Here is a 24,716-nt window from a genome sequence, read left to right as displayed (position 1 = left end):
CTGTAGGCCCGCCTGCCCGGCCCACGCGACGTCCGAAAGGCCGCGGAGCTCCGCTCAGGCGGAGCGGGTCCGTTCGGTGAGAGCCTGCTCCGCGAGCGTCTTCGCGGTCACCAGCGGGGCGAGGTGCGGGCGTTTCGGCAGGACGCCGTCACCCATCGACTCACCACGAAGCTGCCTGCGGATCCACGGCAACAGGTGCGTCTTCGTCCACTCCAGGTCGGAACGCCGAAGAGTCAGCCAGTTGACGGGCTCGGTGATCTCGGGCCACGGCTCGCGCCAGTCGCTCCCGGTGGGCACACCCAGGACCTCGGCGGCGCGCAGGGCGATACGGCGGTGTCCCTCGGGCGTGAAGTGCAGCCGGTCGTCGCTCCACGCGCGCAGGTCGTGCAGCACGTGCATGGCCCAGAGGTCGACGACCTTCGCGCCGTGCCGGTCGGCGATGGCCCACAGGTGGGCGTTGTAGATGCCGACCTTGCTGCGCAGGATGCTCATCACCGAGAGGCGTTTGGTGTCGGGCCCGGTGAAGATCAGCACCTCGATGCCCGCCTCGCGCAGTTTCGCGATGCCCTTCTCGAACTCGTTCGCCACCTCGTCCACGTCGGCGCCGGGCACGATGATGTCGTTGCCGCCCGCGCACACGGTGACGAGGTCGGGCTTGATGTCGAGCGCGACGGGCAGCTGCTCTTCCATGATCTCGGTGAGCATCTTGCCGCGGATGGCGAGGTTCGCGTAGCGGAAGTCGTCGCGGTCGCCGGCGAGAATCTCGGCCAGCCTGTCGGCCCAGCCGCGGAACGAGCCGTCGGGGAGCGTGTCGTTGAGGCCCTCAGTGAAGCTGTCCCCGATCGCAACGTAACTGTCGAATTGGATCACCGACGTCTCCTCCCAGTAAAGCCCCTGTGAAAATCCCGCAGACGACCCGACAGGGTGCACCCGCGATCCGCACTTACGCTACCGTCGGTTGGATCGCAACCCCCGGACCCCCACAATTTTCCCCGCTTTTCCTGGGGTTTTCGGGGGGTGTGGTGAACCTCTCGTGGTCGCGAAGCCACGACGGCGAGCGTCTTTGGGGCAGGCTGGAGAGGTGAGCGAGGGTCCTGCGAGCAACGATCGGCGCGAGTCGCTGGCGAGTCTCCTCGGCGGTCGGAAAGGCGCTCTCGACGCGAGCCTTCCGCCCGTCGCGTTCGGGATCGGCTGGTTCGCCGGAGGTTCCTCCATCGGCTGGGGGGCGGCTGCCGCCGTCGCCGTGAGCATCGTGGTCGGAGCGGTCCGGATCGTGCGCGGTGGCCGGGCCGGTGCCGTGCTGGTGAGCCTCGCCGCGGTGGTCGTGGCCGCGTTGATCGCCCTGTACACGGGGCGAGCGGTGGACTTCTTCCTGCCGCAGCTGCTCTCCAACGTCGCGAGCGCGCTCGCGTGGGCGGTCAGCATCGTCGTGCGCTGGCCGTTGCTCGGTGTGGTCGTCGGATTCGTGCTGGGGCAGAGGACCCGGTGGCGTTCGGATCCGGCACTCGTGCGCGCCTACTCGCGGGCCAGCTGGGTGTGGGTGGCCCAGTACCTGATTCGGGTGGTTGTGTTCGGCGCGCTCTGGACCGCGGACGCCGTCGTGGCGTTGAGCGTCGCGCGGGTGGTGCTGTCGTGGCCGCTGGTGCTGGCGACGCTCGTGGTGAGCGGCTGGGTGCTGTACCGGTGCCTGCCCGACGACCATCCGGGACTACGGCATCCCTCGCAGCCTGCCACGACGGGCAACACGATCTAACCCCGCGCGGGCCAGGAGGACTTGGAGGGCCTGGAGGGCGGGGAAACGGCCCCCGGCGAGGGGGAGGTCCGGGGGCCTTCTTCCACCGTACCCGTTTTCGGGCGTGGCATGCCGGGGCCGAACGCGTCCAGCGCCGCGAGCCAGGCCGCTCCCAGCGCACCGTCGTCGCTGCCGAGGACGGGCACGTCCGCGGAGGCGTGCAGGGCCGCGCGCACAGCGTCGCCCACCGGGCTCGCGGGCCCGAGCACACTGCCGACGAGCACCACCGGGGTCGTCTCGCCCTCGTCGCGTGCGGCGAGGGCCGTCTCGGTGAGCAACGCCGCCGCCTGCTCCACGAGGGAGATCGCCGCGGCGTCGCCTTCGGCGTGGGCGGCGCTCACCAGCGGAGCGAAGCGAGCCAGGTGTACCGGCGACTCGGCGTTGGCGGCGGTGATGAGACGGAAGGCGGCGTCGGGGGCGTGCGGGTCGATACCCGCCTGGTCGAGCACGGCGTCGGCCAGCAGTGACGGCGGGTGGTTCCCGTTCAGGACGTCGAGCGTCGTCCGCACGGCCTGCCTGCCGAGCCAGAAACCCGAGCCCTCGTCGCCGAGGAGCCAGCCGTAGCCGCCGACGGTGGCGACCATGTCGCGGCCGCGGATACGGCCCGCGACGGAGCCCGTGCCCGCGACGAGCACGGTGCCGTCGGGTTCGGGCGTCGCCGACACGAAGGCGGCCACCGCGTCGGAGACGAGTCGGGGCCGCCCGGCGTGGACGAAGCCGAGGTCGTTCCACTCACGCTCGAACACGGCGGCGATACGTGGATCGGTGAGTTTGCTGCGGCCCGCCATGCCGATCACCCACGCGCGAACCTCGGCCGGGTCGGAGTCACTCATGGCGGTGGCTATCGCCTCGGCCATCGCCCGCGCCGCGGACTCCGGCGGGTGGGAGTTCGGGTTCGCACCACCCGCCGTGCCCGTGCCGAGCACCCGACCTTCGTCGTCGACGACCCAGGCACGCGTGGACGTGCCACCCGCGTCCACCCCGACCGCGAGCCTCATCGCGTCCTCGTCACCTTGCGCAGTCCACGCGGGGAGTCGGGGTCGAAACCACGCGCGAGCGCGAGCCCCAACGCCAGTCGCTGGATCGGCAGCACCTCCAGGATCGGGGAGGCTTCCTCGGCCGTCTCGGGAACGGTGACGTTCAGCGCCGCGGACGGCACCGAACGCGCCGCCGAACCCACGCACAGCACGTCCGCGCCGCGCTGCGACACCGTGTCGAGCACGTCGAACATCGCGGTGCCACCACGGCCGATGCTGGTGACGCCCAGCACGGCGGTCTCGGAGTCGACGGCCGCGACGGGACCGTGCAGGAGGTCGGCGCCGCTGTAGGCGCGGGTGGCGAGGTAGCTCGTCTCCGCGAGTTTCAGCGAGCCCTCCAGCGCCGTGGCGAACGAGTAGCCGCGGGCCGTGGTCAGGATGCGGTCGGCGAACCGGTACCGCTCGACGGCCCGTTCGACGTCGTCCGCCGTGTCGGCGAGGGTGCGCGCGGCCAGTTCACCGATGCCCGCGACGTGCTCCGCCCTGCCACCACGGACCGCGTCCACCAGCAGGTACAGGGCCAGCAGCGTCGCGGAGTAGGTCTTGGTGGCGGCGACCGCGTGTTCGGTGCCCGCGCGGACGTCCACCGAAAGCTCGGCGGCCTCGGTGAGCGGCGACGACGGGGTGTTGGTGACGGCCACGGTCAGCGCGCCGCGCGAGCGTGCGGTCTGCGTGACCTCCAGCAGGTCGTAGGAGCCACCGCTCTGGCTGATGGAGACCAGCAGGACGTCGGTGAGGTCCTGCTCGGCGTGGTACAGCGTCGTGGTCGACGGCGACACGAGCCCCGCGGGCAGGCCCAACAGCACCTCGACGAGGTACTTCGCGTAGAGGGCGGCGTGGTCGCTCGATCCCCTGGCCGCCAGCAGAACGAACCGGGGCCGCCGCTGCGCGACCCGGGCGGCGACCTCGGCGATGTCGGAACGTGCCTGGACCAACCCGGCGAGCACGTCCGGCTGCTGGGCCACCTCGGCGGCCATGTGCCTGCCTGGTCCGGTGTCGTTCACGGTCGTCACCTGCTTTCACCCGAGCCGGTCACAGCGGTCGCACGCCTCACCGGTCTAGACCAATAATGACCACGTTCAACGTACTATCCGAAGGGTACGTTCTGGGGTGAGGGGGTAGGTGTCTTAGTGAGGGAGTCGGCAATGGTGGAGACGCTTTCCGGCACGCGAGCGCACCGGGAGCCGAAGTACTGGGCGCTCAAACAACACCTGCTCGACTTGTTGGAGTCCCTGCCCGCCGGATCGGCCATTCCGACGGAGCGGGCCCTGGCGACGGAGTTCACCGTCTCCAGGACCACGGTCCGGCAGGCGCTCGCCGATCTGACGGCGGAGGGCCGGCTGCACCGGGTGCAGGGCAAGGGCACGTTCGCCGCGGAACCCAAACTGGCCCAGCGGTTGGAGTTGTCCTCCTACACCGAGGACATCCGCGCGCAGGGCAGGGAACCGTCGTCGCGGGTGTTGGAGATCGACGAGATCCCGGCCGAGGGCGAGTTGCCGAGGTTGCTCGGCATCCGCACCGGCGCCAAGGTGTTGCGGTTGCGCAGGCTCCGGCTCGCCGACGACGAGCCCATGGCCCTGGAGACCACGCACCTGCCGTCGTCACGGTTCCGTGGGTTGCGTAAGCACGTCGCGTCGGGCGGCTCGCTGTACGAGGCGTTGCGCGACCGCTACGGCGTGCAGCTGGACCGGGCGGAGGAGACCATCGAGACGTCGCTCGCCGGGCCGCAGGAGGCGGACCTGCTCGGCGCCGACGTCGGTATGCCGGTGTTGCTGTTGTCGCGGCAGACGTTCGCCTCCGACGGCAAGCCGGTCGAGTACGTGCGCTCGATCTACCGGGGCGACCGCTACAAGTTCATCACGACGCTGACCCGTCCGTGACCACTCCGTCGCTCTGGGCCACAGTAGACGGACTCCGCCCGCGCGCCCCCGCCTCTCGGCGCCCGGACGAGACGTAATTGTTCTCACGTCCGGCAACACCGGGAGCCGCTCGAACGATTATCTCGTTGGAGGGATGTCGGGGAGTGCGAGCGGAACGAGAGGCATGAGCGACGACAGGGCGAGGGTCGGAGACGAGACGCGGGAGTCGCAGAAGTCGGAGAAGTCCGGGCTGTCGCCCGCGCAGGTCGTCGCCGCCGCGCTGTCAGCGGTGGTGGCGGCGTTCCTGTGCTCGACACTGGGCGTGTACGGCACGGTGATCGGTGCCGGACTGCTCAGCGTGGTGACGACGGTCGGCAGCGAGCTGTTCACGAGGTCGCTGGAACGGACCAGGAAGGCGGCCCGGGCGGCCCGGGCGGTGTCGGGGCGCCGTGGCAGGAGGGACCGGCACGGCGGGCAACCGGACCCGGACCGGACCGTGTACCTCCCGGCTCCCACGCGGGAGCAGCTGGACGAGTACGCGGCGGCCATGGAACGGACGCGGGTGCTGGCCTCGTCCGGTGCGGCCGAGAACAGCCGCGCGCGCCGGCAGTGGTGGCGACGCAGGGGTCCGGTGCTGGCGGCCACGAGCGCGCTGGCGTTCGTCATCGGCATGCTCGTCGTGACCGGCTACGAGGGTGTCACGGGCAAGGCGTTGTCAGGGGACGGCGCCACCACGTTCAGCAGCATCGTTCGCGGTGACTCCGGTCCCGGCGGCGAAAACCGGTCACCACGGGACGGTGACGTGGACGACGAGCGGCAGCAGCGCGACGAGGCCACTTCCTCCACGCCGACCTCGGAGCCGGACGCCGAGCCCGGGGCAGGCCAGGACGGTGAGGAGCCCGAGAGCGAGACCGCGCCGACCGGCGAACCGGAGGAGTGGACCGAGACGCCCGAGCCGACGCGGCCCAGCGAGAGCACGTCGGTGAGCGAGCAGCCCAGCGAGCCCGCGCGGCCGACCCACTCGGAAGAGCCCGCCGAGGAGCAGGCGCCGTCGTACTCGCGGGAGTGACCGGGGGGTCAGTCCGCGCGCGTGAGGCCCTCCCGCAGGGCCCGCGCCGCCGCCGCCGGGTCGTCGGCCTCGGTAATGGCCCGCACCACGACGGCCCGGCGGGCGCCCGCCGCCAGTACGTCGTCCAGGCGCGGCAGGTCGATGCCACCGATGGCGAACCACGGTCGCGCGGTCTCGACCTCGGAGGCCACGGAGCGCACGAGGTCGAGGCCGGGCGCGGGCCTGCCGGGTTTGGTGGGCGTGGGCCAGCAGGGCCCCACGCAGAAGTAGTCGACACCGGCTTCGGTTGCCGCCGCGCGAGCCTGATCCGGCGAGTGGGTGGAACGGCCGATCACGGGTTCCTCACCGACGATCCGGCGGGCGACCCGCACCGGCAGGTCGTCCTGTCCGAGATGCAGCACGTCGGCGTCGACGGCGAGCGCCACGTCGGCGCGGTCGTTGACCGCGAGCAGCGCCCCGTGGCGGGCGCAGGCCTCGGCGAGGACCTCCAGCGCCGCGATCTCCTGGGCCGCTTCGAGCGGTGCGCCGCCGGTCTTGTCCCGCAACTGCACGATGTCCACGCCACCCGCGAGTGCCGCGTCGACGAACTCGGCGAGATCGCCACGCTGTGTGCGCGCGTCCGTGCACAGGTAGAGCCGTGCCTCGTCGAGACGCTTCCTGATCCGATCACCGTCGAGCCCTGGCATGCCGTCACCGTAGTACGGCCGGGTGGGCCGCGCGGGGTAGGCTGGCAGGCGTCCGCACGGGAGCCCGGAAGAAGGGCTGAGAGGGAGCGAGAGCTCCGACCGTGGAACCTGATCCGGGTCATGCCGGCGCAGGGAGCGTGATCGTTCGTGAGTACAGACCTCGCGGTCGTCGGGGCCGGTGTCATCGGCCTCGCCGTGGCCTGGAAGGCGGCCTCCGCCGGCCATCGCGTCACCGTGTTCGATCCCCGGCCCGCCCGTGGCGGTGCCTCGTGGGTGGCGGGCGGGATGCTCGCGCCCGTCGCGGAGGCGTGGCCGGGCGAGGAGGCCGCTTTGGAACTGGGGGAGGAGTCGCTGCGCCGCTGGCCGGCCTTCGCGGGCGAGTTGCGGGCGCAGGGGTTCGACTGCGGGCTGTCGTCGCACGGCACGGTCGTGGCAGCCTTCGACCACGCCGACGCCGCCCAGCTCGACATCCTCGCCCGGTACCTCACCGGGATCGGCAGGCAGGCCACGCTCGTCACCGGCAGGGAGTTGCGGCGGATCGAGCCCGGCCTGGGTTCGGTGCGGTCGGGTCTGCTCGTGCCGGGGGACGTGTTCGTCGACAACCGCCGGCTACTGCGCTCGCTGCTGTCGGCGGCGCGGGAGCGGGGGGCGGAGTTCGTCGCGGAGGCCGCCGTGAAGCTGACCGGTGACACCGTCGCCACGGCGTCCGGTGTGCGCCGGTTCGACGCCGTGGTGCTCTCCGCGGGCGCGTACAGCGGTCGCCTCCATCCCGAGCTCGCGACGGCCGTGCGCCCGTTGAAGGGCGAGATCCTGCGGCTGCGCGCGCGCCGGGGGACGTTGCCGCCTCCCCGGCACACGGTCCGCGCCGTTGTGGAGGGCCGCCCGGTGTATCTGGTGCCGAGGGACGACTCCTCGCTCGTGGTCGGGGCGACGCAGTACGAGGCCGGTTTCGACACCGGTGTGCGGGCGCGTGGTGTCCGGGAGTTGATCGAGGCGGCCGAGCGGGTATTCCCGAGCGTCACCGAGTACGAGCTGAGCGAGACCACGGCCGGGCTTCGCGCGGGCAGTGACGACAACGTGCCGTATCTGGGGCCGCTCCGCGACGGCGTGTACGCGGCGACGGGGCATCACCGCAACGGCCTGTTGTTGGCTCCCGTCACGGCCGACGCCGTACTGGCCTGGCTGTCGGGCGGCCCGGCGCCCGAGGGCACGGAGAAGGCACGACCGGACAGGAACACGAGTGAGGAGCGCGTCGATGCGGGTGTTCGTCAACGGTGAGAGCCGGCAGCTCCCGGACGGCAGCACGGTCGCCGAGGTGCTGGCCACGGTGTTCGGAGACGCCAGGGGAGTCGCCGTCGCCGTGAACGGGGAGGTGGTCCGGCGCGGGGACTGGCCGGAGACCGTGGTCGGTGACGGAGCGAGGGTGGAGATTCTCACCGCGGTGCAGGGAGGCTGACATGAGCACATCCACCGGCTCTGACGTGAGGGCCGCGGTCGCCGGCGAGGACGGCGGTGACCAGCTTGTCATCAACGACCACAAGCTCACCTCACGCCTGATCATCGGAACGGGCGGCGCGAGCAACCTGAGCGTGCTGGAACGCGCGCTCGTCGCGTCGGGAACGGAACTGACCACCGTGGCCATGCGGCGGGCCGACACCGAGGGCGGTTCCGGGGTGCTGGACCTGCTGCGGCGGCTGGGCATCGAGTTACTGCCCAACACCGCGGGTTGCCGCAACGCGGCCGAAGCCGTGCTCACCGCGCAGCTCGCGCGCGAGGCGCTCGGCACCGACCTGGTGAAGCTGGAGGTACACGCCGACGACCGGACGTTGCTGCCGGATCCGGTGGAGACCCTGGAGGCCGCCGAACGCCTGGTCGCCGACGGGTTCACCGTGCTGGCCTACACCAACGACGACCCCGTGCTGGCGCTGCGGCTGGAGGAGGCCGGGTGCGCCGCCGTGATGCCGCTGGGTTCGCCCATCGGCACGGGACTCGGCATCCGCAACCCGCACAACATCGAGTTGATCGTTTCCAGGGCCGGGGTGCCGATCATCCTCGACGCGGGTATCGGCACGGCGTCCGACGCGGCGCTGGCGATGGAACTCGGCTGCGACGGCGTGCTGCTGTCGACGGCGGTGACGAGGGCACAGGACCCCGAACGGATGGCACACGCCATGCGGTCGGCCGTCCTCGCGGGCAGACTCGCCCGGCAGGCGGGCCGGATCCCGCGGAGGTTCTGGGCGCAGGCGTCCAGCCCCCCTCGCTGAAGGGCCGTTCGGGACGCCGGGCTTTCCGCCGTAAGGTGGTCGGCAATTCCGGCCAGGCGCGAATCGAAGGAGCCCGACGTGACCGAGCCGCCCGAGTCGTCGCCAGACGTACCCGGCAGACTTTTCCTCATCATCGGACGACTGTCCCGGTCGTTGCGGCAGGCCAGTGCGCCGGGACCCGGGCACGGGGCGATCTCCGCGATGTCCACGCTCAGCAGGTGCGGTCGGATGCGATTGGGCGATCTCGCGTCGAGGGAGGGCGTCGCGGCGGCCACGATGTCGCGCATCGTGTCGGCGCTCGTCGACAGCGGCTACGTGCACCGCGAGCCCGACCCGGCCGACCGCAGGGCGTGGCTGGTGGCGCTCACGACCGAAGGCGAGCGGCTGCTGTCCGACGTGCGCTCGACCCGCATCCACGAGTTGAGCAAGCGCATCGACCGGCTCTCCCCCGAACACCGGGAGGCTCTCGCCGCGTGCGTCCCCGCGCTGGAGGCGCTGCTGGGCGACGACGAACGCTCCCGGGACTGACGCCGACTTCAGACCTCGCCTTCCTCGGCGATCCGCCAGAACGCGGACACCGGACCGACCTTCGCGCCCATCGGGTACGAGTGGCGGACGGCGTTCGACACGTACCACTTGCCGAACCTGGCGGCCTCCTGCACGGTCATTCCCCGCGCCAGACCCGAGGTCAGCGCCGAGGCCATCGCGTCGCCCGCACCGTGGGTGTGCGGCGTGTCGTGACGTGGCCCCGGCAGTTCGGTGAACACCGTGCCGTCGAACAGCAGGTCCACGCATTCGGGGTCGTCGGTGAGGTGACCGGACTTCACGAGCACGAACCGGGGCCCGAGGTCTCGCAGTGCCACGGCGGCGTCGGCCATCTGCTCCCTGCGGGTGACCTCGATGCCGGTGAGCAGGCGCACCTCGTCGAGGTTCGGGGTCACCACCGTGGCCATCGGGAGGAGCAGCTCACGCAACGCGGAGAGCCCGGCGTCGTCGAACAGCGGGTGGCCGTGCATGGACGCCGCGACGGGGTCGACGACGAACGGGATTCCCTCGGCACCCCCGATACCCGCGCGCTCGCACGCTCCCGCGACCGCCTCGATGATCTCGGCCGAGGCGAGCATCCCGGTCTTGGCCGCGTCGACACCCATGTCGGCGGCGACGGCCTCGATCTGGCCCGCGACGATCCGGGCCGGGATGTCCGAGCGGTCGTGCACACCGAGCGTGTTCTGCACCGTGACCGCCGTGACCGCGACGAGACCGTGTACTCCGCAGGTGAGGAACGTGCGTAGGTCGGCTTCGAGTCCGGCGGCTCCTCCGGAGTCGGAACCGGCGATGGTCAGCGCGGATGGGGGTCGCTTGTCGCTCATCCTTCCAGTGTCACCGACTCACCGGACTGCACTCGGTCAGGGCGGCCATCCCCGGCACGGGCGGTGCGGACCGACCTCGTCCGTGGCGTGGGAACACCCCACGCCACGGACGAGTCGACGCGGCTCAGAGCTCGGGCCGGACCGGCGAAGGGAGGTCCGGCCCGAGCCGCCAGAACGGCGACACCGGGCCGACTCCCGCGCCGAGCGGGTACGACTCGGACACACACCGCTCGATGAACTTCTTTCCCACCGACACCGCGTCGGGCACGCCGAGCCCCTTGGCGAGATGTGCGGTGACGGCCGAGGCCAGCGTGTCACCACCGCCGTGGGTGTGCGGGGTGTCGTAGCGCGGTCCCTCGAACTCCATCACGTGCGTTCCGTCGGACAACAGGTCCACACAGCGGGGGCTGCCGCTCAGGTGTCCGCCCTTGACGAGTACCCACTGCGGGCCGAACGCCAGCAGAGCCTCGGCGGCCTCCCGTGCGCCCGCCGTGTCGGTGACGTCGATTCCCGTCAGCAGTCGCACCTCGTCGAGGTTGGGAGTCACCAGCGTGGCCCTGGGCAGCAGCTCCGTGCGGATGGCCTCCAGCGCTTCGTCGCGCAGCAGGGGGTCACCGTGCATGGACGCCGCGACGGGGTCAACGACCAACGGGACCTGCTGTTCCCGCCCGATCCCCACTTCGTCCATAGTGGAGGAAACGGTCGAGATGATCTCCGCGGTGGCGAGCATGCCGGTCTTCGCCGCGTCCACGCCCATGTCACCCGCGACGGCCTCGATCTGCGCGGCCACCACGTCGGGCGGGATCTCGGTGAACCCGTGCACCCCCACCGAGTTCTGCACGGTGACCGCCGTGAGGGCCGTCATCCCGTGCACACCACACGCGAAGAACGTCCGCAGGTCCGCCTGGATGCCCGCGCCGCCGCCCGAGTCCGAACCCGCGACGGTGAGCGCGGTCTTGGGGGTTTCCGTCATCGGTCCACCACCGGCAGGTACACGGCCGCACCTCGGTCGACGAACTCCCGCGACTTCTCCCGCAGTCCCGCCTCGATGGCCTCCGAGCTCGTGAGCCCGTGCTCCTCGGCGTAGGCGCGCACGTCCTGCGTGATGCGCATGGAACAGAACTTCGGCCCGCACATGGAGCAGAAGTGCGCGGTCTTGGCCGGTTCGGCCGGAAGTGTCTCGTCGTGGAACGCGCGTGCGGTGTCCGGGTCGAGCGACAGGTTGAACTGGTCGTTCCAGCGGAACTCGAAGCGGGCCTTCGACAGCGCGTCGTCCCACTGCTGCGCGTACGGATGCCCCTTGGCGAGATCGGCCGCGTGCGCGGCGATCTTGTACGAGATGACGCCGGTCTTCACGTCGTCGCGGTTCGGCAGTCCCAGGTGTTCCTTCGGCGTGACGTAGCAGAGCATCGCGGTGCCGTGCCAGGCGATCTGGGCGGCCCCGATGGCCGACGTGATGTGGTCGTAGGCGGGCGCGATGTCGGTGGCCAGCGGGCCGAGGGTGTAGAACGGCGCCTCACCGCAGAGCTTCTCCTCCAGCTCCACGTTCTCCTTGATCTTGTGCATGGGCACGTGCCCAGGGCCCTCGATCATCACCTGCACGTCGTGCTCACGGGCGATGTGGGTGAGTTCGCCGAGGGTCTCCAACTCGGCGAACTGGGCCCGGTCGTTCGCGTCGGCGATCGAACCGGGACGCAGGCCGTCGCCCAGCGAGAACGTCACGTCGTAGCTGCGCAGGATGTCGCACAGCTCCTCGAAGTGCGTGTAGAGGAACGATTCGGTGTGGTGGGCGAGGCACCACGCCGCCATGATGGAGCCTCCGCGCGAGACGATGCCCGTCACGCGGTCGGCCGTCAGCGGCACGTACCGCAGCAACACTCCCGCGTGGACGGTCATGTAGTCGACACCCTGCTCGCACTGCTCGATCACGGTGTCGCGGTAGACCTCCCACGACAGCTTCTCCGGCTCGCCGCCGACCTTCTCCAGCGCCTGGTAGATGGGCACGGTACCGACGGGAACGGGGGAGTTGCGGATGATCCACTCCCGCGTCTCGTGAATGCGCTTGCCCGTCGACAGGTCCATGATCGTGTCGGCGCCCCACCGGGTCGCCCACACCATCTTGTCGACCTCCTCCTCCACCGACGACCACACGGCGGAGTTGCCCAGGTTGGCGTTGACCTTCACCAGGAAGTTCTTCCCGATGATCATCGGCTCGGACTCGGGATGCCTGCGGTTGGCCGGGATCACGGCGCGCCCGCGCGCCACCTCCGCCCGCACGAACTCGGGGTCGACCCGCTCGCGGGCCGCCACGAACTCCATCTCGGGTGTGACGACCCCGGCCTTCGCCCAGCCGAGCTGGGTGTTGTGTTCCCGCCCCTCCAGCCAGGACTCCCGGAGTCGAGGTAGTCCCTTGTGGACGTCCACAGTGGCATCCGGGTCCGTGTAGGGGCCCGAGGTGTCGTAGACGTCGAAGTGCTCGCCGTTCGAGAGCTCGATCCGCCGAGCCGGAACGTGAAGGCCCGACGCCGTCGCGTGGTAGACCTTGTGCGATCCGGTGATGGGGCCGGTGGTGATGCTGGGGCTGACTTCGGCACGCCGCACTGCAGCCAAGAAAACTCACTCCCTACGCCGGCATTACCCGGTCAGGTTCATGCGGTCGGCGGCACCGGGTCCTTCCGAACGGACACCAGCCGCCCTCTCAGCCCGCCAAGGCGCGAGCTCCCGCGACTTCTCGCAGTTGTCCTCACGACCATGCCACGAGGGCGGACGCAACTCAACCCACCAGTTCGGTGGGGGTGGCGAAGACGTCGACCATCGCGCCGTTGCGGAGCACGGTCACCGGCAGCCGGGTGCCGATCACCTCGGCGAACAGCTGCCGTTGGATCCCCTGCGCGTCCGACACCGGTTCACGGGCGACCGTGAGCACGAGATCACCGGGCCGGAGCCCCGCGCGGTGGGCGGGCCCGCCTCCGATCACCTCGACGACACGAAGCCCCGAGGACTGACCGGTGCGCGCCGCCACGTCGTCGGGCAGCGGGGCGGGCACTCCGACGACCCCGAGGTAGGCCCGGCGCACGCGCCCCTCGACGAGCAGCGTTTCGATGATCCTGCGTGTGGTGGAGTTCACCGGCACGGCGAGGCCGAGCCCGACGCCCGCGACCGCCGTGTTGACCCCGACGACCCGCCCGGAGGCGTCGGCGAGCGCGCCACCGGAGTTGCCGGGGTTGAGCGCGGCATCGGTCTGGATGACATCCTCGATCACCCGCGCGGCCTGGCCCTGCTGTACGGGGATCGCCCGTCCGAGCGCGCTCACCACGCCCGCCGTGACCGAGCCAGAGAAGCCGAGCGGGCTGCCGACGGCCACGACGAGCTGTCCCACCATGAGTTCGTCGGCGTCACCGAACCGCGCCGCGGCCGGAGCCTCCTGCCCGCGCACCCGCAGCACGGCCAGGTCGGACAGCCGATCGGCGCCCACCACGTCGAACTCCGTCTCGGTGCCGTCGGTGAACGTCGCCGTGCCGTGCCGGGCCCGGCCCACGACGTGCGCGTTGGTGAGCAGGTAGCCGTCGTCGGCGTACACCACCGCCGAACCGCCGCCGCGGGCCAACCGCACACTCGCGACGTGGGGCGTCACCGAGCGTGCGACCGAACTCACCACCCGCGAGTAGGCGTCCAGCGCGTCGGTGCCGTCTCTGCTGTCCCGGTCGTCCCGGCTGTCATGGGCGCTGTGGACGCCGTCGATGTCGGACACGCTCGCCTCCCGAGCCGGAGGTTGTCGTCATGACCCGTCATCGCCATTGTGCGCCGGACCCCGCCGCGGTTGTCCCACGTTCGCCTTCGGCTTAAGAGCCCGTTCTGCGAACCCTGCTCCGTCGGGAGCGGGGCCGATGTCCTTCTCAGTCCTCAGCGCCGGGGAGCCAGCTGTTGCCGGGCACGCCCCACTTGTTGGCCTTGAGCATCTTCTTCGCGGCGCGGGCGTGCCTGCCCACCAGCCGGTCGAGGTAGAGGTAACCGTTCAGGTGGTCGGTCTCGTGCTGCAGGCAGCGCGCGAAGTAACCCGTGCCCTCCACCTCGATGGCGTTGCCCTGGACGTCGAAGCCCGTCACCTTCGCCCACGAGGCGCGGCCGGTGGGGTACGACTCGCCGGGCACCGACAGACACCCTTCCCAGTCGTCGTCGGGGTCGGGCATAGTCTCCGGGATCTCGGAGGTGGACAGTGTCGGGTTGACCACGACACCCTTGTGCCGAACGCCCTCGTCGTCGGGGCAGTCGTACACGAAGACCCGCAGGTCCACGCCGATCTGGTTGGCGGCGAGTCCCACGCCCTCGGCCGCGTACATCGTCTCGAACATGTCGTCGACGAGCGTGGCCAGCTCGTCGTCGTACGTGGAGACCTCGCGGGTGGGCTGGTGCAGGACGGGATCGCCTGCGATGCGAATGGCGTGGATGGTCACGCCTCGCCATCCTAGCGGCGTCCGCCATTCGGACGCGCCGGGCGTGCTACCCGCGCGGTCGGGTTCTTCGTGATCTAATGGCAAGCTGGAAGCAGCAGGTGATTCACCCGAGCCGACGAGGAGCCAGATGGACGCCGCGGAGTCGACGGCCCCGGATGGCGGGTCCGCCGAACCTGAGGTCGGGCTGACCCAGCGGGAGCTGGACATCCTCGCTTTCGAGCGGCAGTGGTGGAAGTACGCGGGCGCCAAGGAACAGGCGATCCGCGACCAGTTCGGCGTGTCACCCACGCGCTACTACCAGGTCCTGAACAAGCTCATCGACAAGCAGGAAGCCGTGCGCGCGGACCCGATGCTGGTGAAGCGGCTCCGGAAGGTGCGCGCCACCCGGCAGCGCACCCGTGCGGCACGGCGGTTGGGGATTGAACTGCCATGAGCATCTTCGACGGGGTGTCGAGGCCCATGCGGGCCGCAGGATTGGGGCTGCTCGCGGTCGCCGTCGTCGCGGCCGCCGTCGGGGGCGTCACGCTCGTCTCGGGTGGCGACGAACCCGACCACACCGCTGCCACTTCGCCCGCCGAGTCCACACCGCGTGAGAAGGAGCGCGAGGCCCCGAAGGACGGCCCGGAGTCGTCGCCGGGGGAGAGTGACGGCGACGCGGGTGACAAGGGCGGCGCCCCGGACTCCGGTGACTCCGGTAACTCAGGTGACTCGGACAAACCCGGCGACTCCGGCGATGGTGGCGATGGTGGAGCCGAGGACAAGCCGATCTCCGACGTCTCCGTGCCGGTGCGCGTCTACAACAACAGCACCGTCAAGGGGCTGGCCGCGGACGCGAGCGACGACCTGCGGGCGCTCGGCTGGGACGTCGTCGAGACCGGCAACTACTCCGACGGCGTCATCCCCGCGAGCACCGTCTACTACCGGCCGGGCACCGACGAAGAGGCCATCGCGCGTTCGCTCGCCAAGACCTTCGGCATGCGCGTCGAGCCCCGCTTCGACGGCATCGCCGACGCCAGCCCCGGCATCATCATGATCGTCACGCAGGACTACGCGGGGCCCGACACCAGCAAGTGAACCGCCTCCGTCAGCGCGAGCGGGCGTAGGCTTCGAGCTCGGCGAGCTGCACCGGGTCGAGCGACGGCCGCACGACCTCGCGGGCCTTCGCGAGGTGCCGCGCCGTCACCTCGGTGGCCTCCAGCGACTCGCGCATGGCGCTCAACGCGGCCTCCCTGATCAGCGCGGCACAGTCGGCTGCCGAGTACCCGTCGAGCTGGGTGGCGAGCTCGTCGAGGTCGACGTCCGAGGCCAGCGGGGTGTTGCGTGCCCCCGCCCGCAGGATCGCGGCTCGTGCCTCGGTGTCCGGCGGCGGCACGTAGATGAGCCGTTCGAGCCTGCCCGGTCGCAGCAGCGCCGGATCGACCAGTTCGGGGCGGTTGGTGGCACCCACCACCACGACGTCCCGCATCGGCTCCACACCGTCGAGTTCGGTCAGCAGAGCGGCGACGACGCGGTCGGAGGCGCCGGAGTCGCTCGACTGACCCCGCCGGGGAGCCAGCGCGTCCACTTCGTCCAGAAAGATCAGTGAGGGGGCGGCTTCGGCGGCCCTGCGGAACAGTTCGCGTACGGCGCGTTCCGACTCGCCCACCCACTTGTCCAGCAGTTCGGCGCCCTTCACCGAGAACACGTTCAACGCACCGGTGCCCGCCAGCGCCCGCACCAGGAACGTCTTGCCGTTGCCGGGAGGACCGTAGATCAGCACGCCGCGTGGTGGAGCGACGCCGAGCCGCGCGAACGAGTCCGGGTACCGCAGCGGCCACAGCACCGTCTCGGTCAGCGACTGCTTGACCTGCGCCATGTCCCCGACGTCGTCGAGCGTGATGCCGCCGGTGGCCAGCGTGTCGGTGGTGGACATGGAGATCGGGCGCACCGACTCGACCGCGTCCAACAGGTCCTGCTGCCGCACTCGTGGCTCGCCCTCGTCGCCGGTGTGCCGCAGGGCCGCGCGCAGGGCGGCGTCCCGTCGCAGCGCCACCAGGTCGGCGGCCACGAACCCTGGCGTGCGCTCAGCCACCGCACCCAGGTCGACCCCGGCTTCCAGCGGAGTGTCCCGCAACAGCACGCGGAGGAGCTCCGTCCGTGTGCGCGCGTCCGGCATCCCCAGCCGCAGCTCCCGGTCCAGCAGGTCCACCGCACGCAGGCGAGGGTCGACCGACTCGGGATGCGCCGTGGTCGCCACCACCGCGAACTCGGCACGAGCGAGGGCGGTGCGCAGCCGGTCGAGCACCACGGTGGCGACGGGAGGCGGCTGCGACACCGGCAGCAGCGTGTCGACGTCGGTGAGCACGAGGATGCTCGGCTGCTTTCGCGAGGCCGCCGAAAGGGCCTCCGTCAACCGTGCCACCGCCGCGTCGGGTTCCAGTACCGCGAGGGTGGGCGCTTCCACCATCACCACGTCGACGTTCTCGGCACGCGCCACGGAACGCACCAGCGTGGCCTTCCCGACGCCCTCGGGGCCCGACAGCAACACGCCCAGGCGGGGCGAGGTGCCGAGCTTGCTGAGCAGGTCGGGGCGGTGGAACGCGAGGTCGAGCCACTCGGCGAGCGTGCGAGCCGCGGACTCGGCGCCCGCGAGGTCCGCAAGAGGCGGAGGGGCGTCGGCCTCCTCCACCACCTCGGCGTCGATGGGTTCCCGGCCGGGCTCCCGGTCGCTCGGAGCGGTGGTCCGCGGGGCCGGATCCGACCGCTGCCCCGCGAGCTCCGCACCGTCGCCCCGCCACGAGACGACGGTCGCCTGGCCCACGGCGACGGGGCCCGGGGGGTCGGTGGCCGTGATGGTGAGCAGTTCGGTGGTCCACGTGGCGCCGATGGCCCGTGACAGCGCCCCCCGCGCGCTCGCCACGTCCGACCCCGGTGGTGGCGCGAGGTCCTGGGGCAGCAGCGACACGGCGTCGCCCACGGTGAAGACCTTGCCCAGCAGCGCCAGCCGCAGTGTGTGAGGTGTCAACGACATCCGGGCCAGCCTGGAACCGGCCACCGTGACGCTGCGGGCCGCGCTCACCTCGCACGGCTCGACGACGACCTCGGAGCCCTCCTGGACACCGAGGTTCGCCATCGTGACGTCGTCGACCAGCACCACGCCCGGAGCCGAGCCGCCCGGCGCGCACGCGGCCAGCGCCGCGCTGACCCGCGCCCCGGTGAGTCTCACCGCGTCCCACGCCCGCAACCCGAGGGCGTCGAGCACCTCGGGATGCAGCCGCACGACACCCCGGCGGGAGTCGAGGGCGGACGTGGTGTGGCGGACGGTCAGCGAAAGCCGTGGTGACGTCACGGCAACCACTCTAGACACGCGGCCCGGTGAGCTTCGGTTACCGGGGTGTCACTCCCTGCCCTGCCGAAGGCCGATCCGCCGCCAGTTGCGCCTGCGCGGCCCGCGGTCGTCGGTGCGACTACGGGGGGCGGCGATCGGCTCGGGCGGATACACCCTCGGCACGTGCGCCGTCGCAGCGCGCGGGCGTTTCACCGCGCGCCGCGCCGCGCCCGCGACCTTGCGGAACTGGGGCTTGCGCAGGCCGACCCGGCGCTGCGTACGGCCCCGGCGGATGGCCCTGCGCTCCTTCGGCGGCACGTCCCACGCCTCCGGATGCCTCGCGAGCCACTGGTAACGGCGCACCGCGTACGGCAGGTGCACCAGGTAGAGCAGCAGAACGCTGGAGAGGACGAGCAACGGGTACTGGATCGTCGCCGCGGCGGCCAGCCCCACCACCACGAGCAGCGGCGCCACCGCCTTGGCCGGAACCCGCAGCCGCTTCAACGACAACGTCGGGATCCGGCTGATGCACAGGGCGGAGATCGCCACGGTCCACACCCAGACCACCGACTCGCTCGACCACCAGCCCGCGCCGAACTCCAGCGTGGCCATCACCGGCAGCAGTGCGAGCAGCCCACCGGCCGGCGCGGGTACACCGACGAAGAACTCGCTCGCGTACGGCGGCTGCTCGGCGTCGTCCAACAGCGTGTTGAACCGCGCCAGCCGCAGCACCATGCACACGGCGAAGATCAGCGCGGCCACCCAGCCGAACCTGCCCGGGTCCGGCAGCCACACGTACAGCACGAGGGCGGGAGCCACACCGAACGAGATCGCGTCCGACAGCGAATCGAGCTCCGCTCCCATCTTCGAGGTCGCGTCGAGCAGACGCGCGATCCGGCCGTCCAGGCTGTCGAGCACCGCCGCTATGCCGATGGCGCCGATCGCGAGGCCGTACTGGCCACCGAGGGCGAACTGCACGGCGGACAACCCCGCACACAAGGCCAGCACCGTGATCGCGTTCGGCAGCAGCCGGACGCCGGGTGTGGTCCGGGACATCTATCAGTCCTTCACAACGTCATAACGCGGCGAGGGGGGTCTCGCCGCCGATCGTGCGCTGGCCCTTGGAGACCAGCACTCGGCTTCCGGGCGGCAGGTAGGTGTCCACCCGCGAGCCGAACCGGATGAGCCCGTAGGTCGCACCGGCCTCGACGTGATCGCCCTCACCGACCTCGCAGACGATACGCCGTGCCACAAGCCCCGCGATCTGGGTCACAACGAGCTGCCGCCCGTCGGGAACCCGCAGCAACACGGAGTTGCGTTCGTTGTCCTCACTGGCCTTGTCGAGGTCGGCGGAGAGGAACTTGCCGGGTCGATAGGCCACTTTCTCGACGGTACCGCGCACAGGTGTGCGCTGGACGTGAACATCGAACACGGACAGGAACACGCTGACACGGGTCAGGGGGCGGTCGGGCAGGCCGAGTTCGACAGGAGGGGTCGCCTCCTCGATCAACGACACCAGGCCGTCGGCGGCCGCGAGCACGAGGTCGTCGCGCATCGGCGGGACGCGTCGGGGTTCCCGGAAGAAGGCCGCCGTCGCCAGCGTGCCGAGACCGGCCAGCAGGCCGAGCCGGGGTGACAGCTTCCTCAACAGGAGAGTGGCGGCGGCGCCGCCCGCGACGAACGGGCGGCCGGCGGGGTGCATCGGGGGAAGGGTTTCACGGACGAGACGCACGGCGTGGCCGAGCGAGTTGGCGCTCATGGTGTCGATTTTCCCGTAATGGACGGGCCGGGTGCCGTCCGCCCCCCGACGTCGTACGCCACCCGGCCGCGGACCGTCGATGGTAGGGCGTCCTCGATGTGCCGTCACGAAGTGTGCGCAAAACGTTACAAGGCGTGGTGCGACAGGTGGGTCGTTCGTCGCCTGGACGTGGGATGTGCCGGTCGGTGTGCCGTTCATTGCCGTCGTTCGAGCAGCCGCAGCAGGCCCAGGAGGAGCACGGCGCCGAGTACGGCGACACCGAAGCTGGGGAAGTCGAACTCGAAGGTCTTCCGCTCTCCCGTGGCGAGGCGGTAGACGAACCCGCCGAGCGTGGCTCCCACCACTCCCACCAGCACGTTCAGGACGCAGCCCTGGTGGCGGCGCCGGCCCGCTCCGACGATCAGGCCCGCCGCCCAGCCCGCCAGTGCGCCGAAGATGATCCACGAGAAGAAACCCATGTCGCGCGAGCCTAGAACAGCGTCCGATCACGGAAAGCAAGCACGCGTGTACAACTTACGTACCGAGACGCAGCGTCTCGTGTCCGCAGTGTCTGTACGTGTGTTCGCAGTTCCGGTAGGCGTGTCCGCGCCGCAGGCTGCGGACACGCGTGCATCAGCTGCGGACACGCCTTCAGAGGAGGAGGACGTCCACCGTGGAGTCCTTCGGGGCTTCGGTGGTCTCCTCGTCGAGGACGATGAGGCAGTTCGCCTGGGCGAACGACGCCAGCAGGTGTGACCCCGGTCCGCCCCTCGGGCCCACGATCCCGGTCACCTGGCCCTCGCCCGGCGTGTAGTAGCCACGCCGGAACTGCCGCTTGCCCTTGGGTGAGTTCAACGTCTCGGTCAGCCGCGCCCGCACTCGCGTGCGCTCCGTGGCGACGTGACCGAGCGCGGCCAGCAGTGCCGGGCGCACGAACACCTCGAACGACACGAGCACGCTCACCGGGTTGCCGGGCAGCGTCACCACCGGCACGCCGTGCCACCGTCCGCAGCCCTGCGGGCCGCCCGGCTGCATGGCCACCTTGCCGAACGTGATGCCGGAGTCGGTGAGCGCGTCCTTGACCACCTCGTACGCTCCCGCGCTCACCCCGCCCGACGTCACCACCAGGTCGGCCTCCGCCAGCTTCGGCTCCACGGTGGCGCGGAACTCGGCGACGTCGTCGGCGACGCTGCGCACGGTCTCGACGTGGCAGCCGAGCGCTTTCAGGCCCGCTTCGAGCATCACACTGTTGGACTCGTAGATCTGACCGTGCAGCAGCGGTGCGGGCGGATGCACGAGTTCGGTGCCCGTGGACACCACGAGGACCCGTGGTGGTTCGAGGACGGGAAGCCGGTCGACGCCGACGGCGGAGGCGAGACCGAGCTGCGCGGGCCCGAGCACCGTGCCCGCGCGCAGCACGACGCTTCCCGCGCTGACGTCCTCACCCGCGCGACGCACGTGGGTGCCTTCCGGGGCGGCGGCGGAGATCGCCACGCGTCGTTCACCGCCGTCGGTACGTTCCACCATGACGACGCTGTCGGCGCCCTGCGGCATCGGCGCCCCCGTCATGATCCGGTGTGCCGTGCCCGGTGCGAGCGCGGGAACGTCCGTGCGCCCGGCCGGGATGTCGGCGGCCACCGGCAACTCCACCGGCGAGTCCTCCCGCGCGCCCGCCACGTCCGCCGACCGGACGGCGTAGCCGTCCATCGCGGAGTTGTCGAACGGCGGCAGCGGCACTCCCGCGGCGATGTCCTCGGCGAGCACCAGACCCGCGCAGTCACCCAGTGCGCGCCGGACCACCGGCCGAGTTCCGACCACCTCGCGGACCCTGGCGCTGTGTTCTTCGACGGAGATCACCAGACCATCCTCGTCGCCCTGCGGCCTCGTGCAAAACTTCTCCGCGCCGGACGTCGCACGAACAGGGGAGACACAGTGCAGGTACAGATTCGCCACCAGCCGTCCTTCGCGGTCGCGAGGCTGCTGCTCGCACCCAACGAACCCGCACAGGTCGAGTCGGGTGCCATGGTCGCCACCAGCTACGGGATGCACATGCAGGCCAACACGCAGGGCGGGGTCATGAAGGGCCTCGGCAGGGCCTTCCTCGGCGGCGAGTCGCTGTTCGTGTCGACCTACACGGCTCCACCACCCAACGGCGGCTGGGTGGATGTGGCAGGTGGTCTGCCGGGTGACATCCGGGTCATCGAAATGGACGGTCGGGTCGGTTGGTGTGTGACCCGGGGGTCGTGGCTGGCCAACTCGCACGGCATCCACCTGGAGACCAAGTGGGGCGGCTTCGGCAACCTCTTCGGCGGTGAGGGCGGCTTCCTCACCCACGCCCAGGGTCAGGGGCAGCTCGTCGTGTCCTGCTACGGCGCCATCGACGTCGTGAACCTGCAGCCGGGCGAGTACGTCACCATCGACTCCGGGCACGTGGTCGCCTACGCCGACACCGTGCAGTCGCAGCTGCGCAAGGTGTCGCAGGGCGTCATCCAGTCGCTGAAGAGCGGCGAGGGTTTCGTGTTCGACTTCGCGGGTCCCGGGCAGATCCTGACGCAGACCCGCAACCCGGACGCGCTGCTGGCGTGGCTGATCGCCCGGATGCCTTCCCGGTAAGCGCGATGCAAGTCAACACTCGGCACACTCCCGCGTTCGGGATCGCCCGGGTCGCCCTCTCCGGGGGTGAGGCCGTGGAGGCTCACCCCGACACCGTGCTCGCGCACAGCTTCGGGGTGACACGGTCGAAGAAGGGCAAGGGGAGTGCCCCCGCGATCTTCACGGCGCCCGCTCAGGGTGGCTGGATCGACCTCGCCCCCCGGCACCCCGGTGACACGTACCCGCTGGAACTGAGTGGGCAGCTCGGCTGGTCGGTGGCCTCCGACGCGGTGCTGGCCAGGCCGGCCACCGTGCGTCACGACCACCCGTGGCCCGCGCACCAGTCGCTCTTCGGCGGTGATTCCGGGTTCCTGAAGCACTACAGCGGTACCGGCCCGCTGGTGTTCGCCTGCCGTGGTCCCGTGGACGCCCTGACGTTGAAGGCGGGCGAGGTGGTGACCGTGAACCCGCTGTTCGTCCTGGCCTTCCCGGACACCGTGCAGGTGAGGCTGCGGGCGATCGACCCGGCGGAGCCGCAGTCGATCAGAACCGGCAAAGGTCTGGCGCTCGACGTGGCGGGCCCGGGGACGGTGTTGGTGCAGACCAGACCCCGTTCGTAGGGCGGAGGCGGGGGGTTCGGGGGCCGCTGTTCACGCCGCGTATTTCCCGCGAATTGACCATTGCCACCGCGCGTTCTTCAGGTAGCGTGATCGTCGCTTGGAGCGCGGCAGGCACCGGCTGTCCGCGTTTGGTTTGGCACGAGGAGGACACCGTGGCTGTCGGCACGGTCAAGTGGTTCAACGCGGAAAAGGGTTACGGGTTCATCGAGTCTCCTGAAGGCCCCGATGTCTTCGTGCACTACTCCGCCATCCAGGCGGAGGGTTTCCGAACTCTCGACGAGGGCGACCGGGTGGAGTTCGAGATCACGGCCGGGCGGGACGGCCGTAGTCAGGCCGCGGACGTCCGTAAGGTCTCGTAACTCTCGCGATTCGGCTCCGGGAGTGGGCGGTCACGTCGACGCGGACGCGGGCACCGGAGCCGATGTGCAGACGTTAGGCTGCGCTCTGTGGCAGGCGAGGAGTCGGCCGACCTGACAGGTCGGCGGCTGGGCAACTACCGTATCGACGGTGTGCTCGGCCGAGGTGGCATGAGCGTGATGTACAGGGCCACCGATGTGCGTCTGGGGCGCAAGGTGGCCCTGAAGGTGATCGGTGAGCACCTCGGTGCCGATGCCGAGTTCCGCGAGAGATTCGTCGACGAGGCACGCAACACGTCGGCCATCGATCACGCCAACATCGTGCCGCTGTACGACTTCGGCGAGCTCGACGGGATGCTCTACATCGCGATGCGGCTCGTCGACGGCTCCGACCTGGCGAGCCTCATCTCGGGCAGTCCGATGCCGCCCGAGCGGGCTCTCGGGTTGCTCGACCAGGTCGCCGACGCCCTCGACACTCTGCACGAGCGCGGCCTCGTCCACCTCGACGTGAAGCCGGCGAACGTCCTCGTCACCAGCCGGGAGTCGGCGCGGGAACACGTCTACATCGCCGATTTCGGCCTGACCCGGCGAGGCACGACGGGGCATCGCACCCGCAGCGGCGACTTCCTCGGCTCGCCGACGTACGCGGCGCCCGAGCATCTCCGGGGCGAGCCGCTGGACGGCCGCACCGACCAGTACGCGCTCGCGTGCATGCTGTTCGCCTGTCTGACGGGCCAGCCTCCGTTCAAGGGGGACGTGCAGACAGTGATCAAGGGACATCTGAGCGGCGACGTGCCGTCGGTGTCCCAGGCCGTGCCTTCGCTGCCCGCTGCCGTCGACGAGGTGGTGCGCAAGGGGATGGCCAAGACGGCCGAGGAACGGTACGCGAACTGCGTCGAGCTGGTGTCGGCCGCGAGGAAGGCGCTCGAACGCGGTGCGGCGAAGAGCGATCCACGACAGGGACACGGTCGAGTCGGAGAGGGGGCGCCGGTGCAGCCGTTCGGTGCTCAGCAGGGAGGCGGCCCCGCATCGCCGCAGGGACAGCAGTCCGCCCCAGGGCGGTTCGCACCCGTTCCACAGCAGGCTCCCCAGGGGCAGCCGCCCATGGCGGGCTATCCGGGTCAGCAGCCGCCTGTGCCGAACCCCGGCCAGCCGCAGGGCTACGGGCCGGGCCCGGTGCAGGGGCCACCGCAGCACCCGGCGATGGCCTCGCCCTACGGCACGCCTCCGCACGGCTCGCCGGTTCCTCCGGGACCGGGCGGTTACCCGCACGGGCCCCAGCAGTACGGTCCGGCTCCGTCGAAGCGTTCGACGCCGTGGTGGGTGTGGACCCTGGCGGCTGTGGTCGTCGTCGGCGTGGGTGTGCTGGTCACGGTGCTGCTCGTGTCCGGCGACAGCGACGAGGGCGGTGACGGAGGCGGGAACACCGGCCCGGTGCCGTCCAGCGGAAACTCTCCGATCCCGTCCATCCCCATCGGACCGGGGCAGGGCGTTCCCACGGGGCAGAACCCGGGGCCGACCGGCAACCTGCCGCCGACGAGCATCCCGATCGTCCCGGGTGGCTGAGGAACC

At 70.9% G+C, this 24,716-nt stretch carries 27 protein-coding genes and 1 riboswitch; of the genes, 13 read left to right on the top strand and 14 right to left on the bottom strand.

The genetic code is table 11. From position 1 onward, the window contains the following. Positions 1-54: 54 nt before the first annotated feature. A complete protein-coding gene (locus SACCYDRAFT_RS22300; RefSeq protein ID WP_005459638.1) occupies positions 55-870 on the bottom strand; it encodes an SGNH/GDSL hydrolase family protein in 816 nt (271 codons plus the stop codon). A gap of 211 nt (positions 871-1,081) precedes the next feature. Between SACCYDRAFT_RS22300 and SACCYDRAFT_RS22295 the strand changes: the two genes are divergently transcribed. Next, entirely contained in the window at positions 1,082-1,753 is a 672-nt protein-coding gene (locus tag SACCYDRAFT_RS22295; RefSeq protein ID WP_005459637.1) for a DUF3159 domain-containing protein, read from the top strand. Here SACCYDRAFT_RS22295 and SACCYDRAFT_RS22290 read toward each other — a convergent pair. Beyond that, entirely contained in the window at positions 1,750-2,790 is a 1,041-nt protein-coding gene (locus tag SACCYDRAFT_RS22290) for an N-acetylglucosamine kinase (RefSeq protein WP_005459636.1), read from the bottom strand. The two genes, SACCYDRAFT_RS22295 and SACCYDRAFT_RS22290, sit on opposite strands and share 4 nt — an antisense overlap. After that, complete coding sequence (locus SACCYDRAFT_RS22285) at positions 2,787-3,806, bottom strand: SIS domain-containing protein (protein WP_198285048.1); 1,020 nt, start codon at positions 3,804-3,806, stop codon at positions 2,787-2,789. Before SACCYDRAFT_RS22285 ends, SACCYDRAFT_RS22290 begins: the two co-directional genes overlap by 4 nt. Before the next feature lie 168 nt (positions 3,807-3,974). On the opposite strand from SACCYDRAFT_RS22285, the gene SACCYDRAFT_RS22280 reads away from it, so the two are divergent. Both SACCYDRAFT_RS22280 and SACCYDRAFT_RS22275 read left to right on the top strand, forming a co-directional pair. Then, positions 3,975-4,709 (top strand): GntR family transcriptional regulator, encoded by a 735-nt coding sequence (locus SACCYDRAFT_RS22280; protein WP_005459633.1) that lies wholly within the window; start codon positions 3,975-3,977, stop codon positions 4,707-4,709. Positions 4,710-4,872: 163 nt separating this feature from the next. Continuing rightward, the gene (locus tag SACCYDRAFT_RS22275; RefSeq protein WP_005459632.1) at positions 4,873-5,757 is read left to right on the top strand and encodes a hypothetical protein; all 885 of its coding nucleotides are present in this window, start codon (positions 4,873-4,875) and stop codon (positions 5,755-5,757) included. A gap of 8 nt (positions 5,758-5,765) precedes the next feature. Here the strand turns inward: SACCYDRAFT_RS22275 and thiE are convergent, their stop codons facing one another. Next, entirely contained in the window at positions 5,766-6,443 is a 678-nt protein-coding gene (gene thiE, locus SACCYDRAFT_RS22270) for a thiamine phosphate synthase (RefSeq protein ID WP_005459631.1), read from the bottom strand. 46 nt (positions 6,444-6,489) lie between these two features. Beyond that, positions 6,490-6,595: riboswitch (TPP riboswitch) on the top strand. Between thiE and thiO the strand changes: the two genes are divergently transcribed. The 4 genes from thiO (at position 6,591) to SACCYDRAFT_RS22250 (ending at position 9,235) form a co-directional block, all read left to right on the top strand. Next, positions 6,591-7,721, top strand: a complete 1,131-nt coding sequence (thiO, locus tag SACCYDRAFT_RS22265; protein ID WP_005459630.1) for a glycine oxidase ThiO — start codon at positions 6,591-6,593, stop codon at positions 7,719-7,721. It overlaps the preceding riboswitch by 5 nt. Then, on the top strand, positions 7,699-7,899 hold the full coding sequence (gene thiS / locus SACCYDRAFT_RS22260; protein WP_005459629.1) for a sulfur carrier protein ThiS: 201 nt from the start codon (positions 7,699-7,701) through the stop codon (positions 7,897-7,899). The genes thiO and thiS overlap by 23 nt, the downstream gene beginning before the upstream one ends. A gap of 1 nt (position 7,900) precedes the next feature. Then, positions 7,901-8,707, top strand: a complete 807-nt coding sequence (gene thiG, locus SACCYDRAFT_RS22255; RefSeq protein ID WP_005459628.1) for a thiazole synthase — start codon at positions 7,901-7,903, stop codon at positions 8,705-8,707. 78 nt (positions 8,708-8,785) lie between these two features. Further along, positions 8,786-9,235, top strand: coding sequence for a MarR family winged helix-turn-helix transcriptional regulator (locus SACCYDRAFT_RS22250; protein WP_005459626.1), 450 nt, complete (start codon positions 8,786-8,788; stop codon positions 9,233-9,235). An 8-nt stretch (positions 9,236-9,243) separates the two neighbouring features. Here SACCYDRAFT_RS22250 and thiD (SACCYDRAFT_RS22245) read toward each other — a convergent pair whose 3' ends face one another. From thiD (SACCYDRAFT_RS22245) to SACCYDRAFT_RS22225, 5 genes are all read right to left on the bottom strand, one after another. Next, on the bottom strand, positions 9,244-10,077 hold the full coding sequence (thiD, locus tag SACCYDRAFT_RS22245) for a bifunctional hydroxymethylpyrimidine kinase/phosphomethylpyrimidine kinase (RefSeq protein ID WP_005459623.1): 834 nt from the start codon (positions 10,075-10,077) through the stop codon (positions 9,244-9,246). Between the two features lie 124 nt (positions 10,078-10,201). Next, on the bottom strand, positions 10,202-11,050 hold the full coding sequence (thiD, locus tag SACCYDRAFT_RS22240; protein WP_005459621.1) for a bifunctional hydroxymethylpyrimidine kinase/phosphomethylpyrimidine kinase: 849 nt from the start codon (positions 11,048-11,050) through the stop codon (positions 10,202-10,204). Next, positions 11,047-12,687, bottom strand: coding sequence for a phosphomethylpyrimidine synthase ThiC (thiC, locus tag SACCYDRAFT_RS22235; RefSeq protein ID WP_005459619.1), 1,641 nt, complete (start codon positions 12,685-12,687; stop codon positions 11,047-11,049). Before thiC ends, thiD (SACCYDRAFT_RS22240) begins: the two co-directional genes overlap by 4 nt. 163 nt (positions 12,688-12,850) lie before the next feature. Beyond that, complete coding sequence (locus SACCYDRAFT_RS22230; protein WP_052309218.1) at positions 12,851-13,819, bottom strand: S1C family serine protease; 969 nt, start codon at positions 13,817-13,819, stop codon at positions 12,851-12,853. Between the two features lie 154 nt (positions 13,820-13,973). Next, a complete protein-coding gene (locus SACCYDRAFT_RS22225; RefSeq protein ID WP_005459617.1) occupies positions 13,974-14,531 on the bottom strand; it encodes a peptide deformylase in 558 nt (185 codons plus the stop codon). 127 nt (positions 14,532-14,658) lie between these two features. On the opposite strand from SACCYDRAFT_RS22225, the gene SACCYDRAFT_RS22220 reads away from it, so the two are divergent. After that, positions 14,659-14,964: a DUF3263 domain-containing protein gene (locus SACCYDRAFT_RS22220; RefSeq protein ID WP_005459616.1), complete on the top strand. Its 306-nt coding sequence runs from the start codon at positions 14,659-14,661 to the stop codon at positions 14,962-14,964. After that, positions 14,961-15,605 carry a LytR C-terminal domain-containing protein gene (locus SACCYDRAFT_RS22215; protein WP_005459615.1) on the top strand — a complete coding sequence of 215 codons (645 nt, stop codon included), beginning with the start codon at positions 14,961-14,963 and terminating at the stop codon, positions 15,603-15,605. Before SACCYDRAFT_RS22220 ends, SACCYDRAFT_RS22215 begins: the two co-directional genes overlap by 4 nt. Positions 15,606-15,615: 10 nt before the next feature. Here the strand turns inward: SACCYDRAFT_RS22215 and SACCYDRAFT_RS22210 are convergent, their stop codons facing one another. The 5 genes from SACCYDRAFT_RS22210 to moeA all read right to left on the bottom strand — a co-directional run bounded on the left by SACCYDRAFT_RS22210 (position 15,616) and on the right by moeA (position 21,433). After that, positions 15,616-17,859, bottom strand: a complete 2,244-nt coding sequence (locus SACCYDRAFT_RS22210; protein ID WP_005459614.1) for an AAA family ATPase — start codon at positions 17,857-17,859, stop codon at positions 15,616-15,618. Positions 17,860-17,907: 48 nt separating this feature from the next. Continuing rightward, the gene (locus SACCYDRAFT_RS22205) at positions 17,908-18,894 is read right to left on the bottom strand and encodes a CDP-alcohol phosphatidyltransferase family protein (protein WP_005459609.1); all 987 of its coding nucleotides are present in this window, start codon (positions 18,892-18,894) and stop codon (positions 17,908-17,910) included. Between the two features lie 19 nt (positions 18,895-18,913). Further along, positions 18,914-19,597 carry a phosphatidylserine decarboxylase gene (locus SACCYDRAFT_RS22200; RefSeq protein WP_005459607.1) on the bottom strand — a complete coding sequence of 228 codons (684 nt, stop codon included), beginning with the start codon at positions 19,595-19,597 and terminating at the stop codon, positions 18,914-18,916. Positions 19,598-19,791: 194 nt separating this feature from the next. Continuing rightward, positions 19,792-20,055 (bottom strand): GlsB/YeaQ/YmgE family stress response membrane protein, encoded by a 264-nt coding sequence (locus SACCYDRAFT_RS22195; protein ID WP_005459606.1) that lies wholly within the window; start codon positions 20,053-20,055, stop codon positions 19,792-19,794. Positions 20,056-20,227: 172 nt separating this feature from the next. After that, the gene (moeA, locus tag SACCYDRAFT_RS22190) at positions 20,228-21,433 is read right to left on the bottom strand and encodes a molybdopterin molybdotransferase MoeA (RefSeq protein WP_005459604.1); all 1,206 of its coding nucleotides are present in this window, start codon (positions 21,431-21,433) and stop codon (positions 20,228-20,230) included. A 75-nt stretch (positions 21,434-21,508) separates the two neighbouring features. Here moeA and SACCYDRAFT_RS22185 point away from each other — a divergent pair, with 75 nt between their 5' ends. From SACCYDRAFT_RS22185 to SACCYDRAFT_RS22170, 4 genes are all read left to right on the top strand, one after another. After that, the gene (locus SACCYDRAFT_RS22185) at positions 21,509-22,189 is read left to right on the top strand and encodes a TIGR00266 family protein (protein ID WP_005459603.1); all 681 of its coding nucleotides are present in this window, start codon (positions 21,509-21,511) and stop codon (positions 22,187-22,189) included. A 5-nt stretch (positions 22,190-22,194) separates the two neighbouring features. Beyond that, a complete protein-coding gene (locus SACCYDRAFT_RS22180) occupies positions 22,195-22,788 on the top strand; it encodes an AIM24 family protein (protein ID WP_005459602.1) in 594 nt (197 codons plus the stop codon). Positions 22,789-22,940: 152 nt separating this feature from the next. Then, complete coding sequence (locus tag SACCYDRAFT_RS22175) at positions 22,941-23,147, top strand: cold-shock protein (protein ID WP_005441480.1); 207 nt, start codon at positions 22,941-22,943, stop codon at positions 23,145-23,147. 87 nt (positions 23,148-23,234) lie between these two features. Beyond that, complete coding sequence (locus SACCYDRAFT_RS22170; protein WP_005459601.1) at positions 23,235-24,710, top strand: serine/threonine-protein kinase; 1,476 nt, start codon at positions 23,235-23,237, stop codon at positions 24,708-24,710. Positions 24,711-24,716 lie beyond the last annotated feature (6 nt).

The sequence above is a fragment of the Saccharomonospora cyanea NA-134 genome, assembly GCF_000244975.1.
GTDB lineage: Bacteria > Actinomycetota > Actinomycetes > Mycobacteriales > Pseudonocardiaceae > Saccharomonospora > Saccharomonospora cyanea.
Note: the sequence above shows the minus strand (reverse complement) of the source record. Positions and strands in the feature narration are given on the sequence as shown.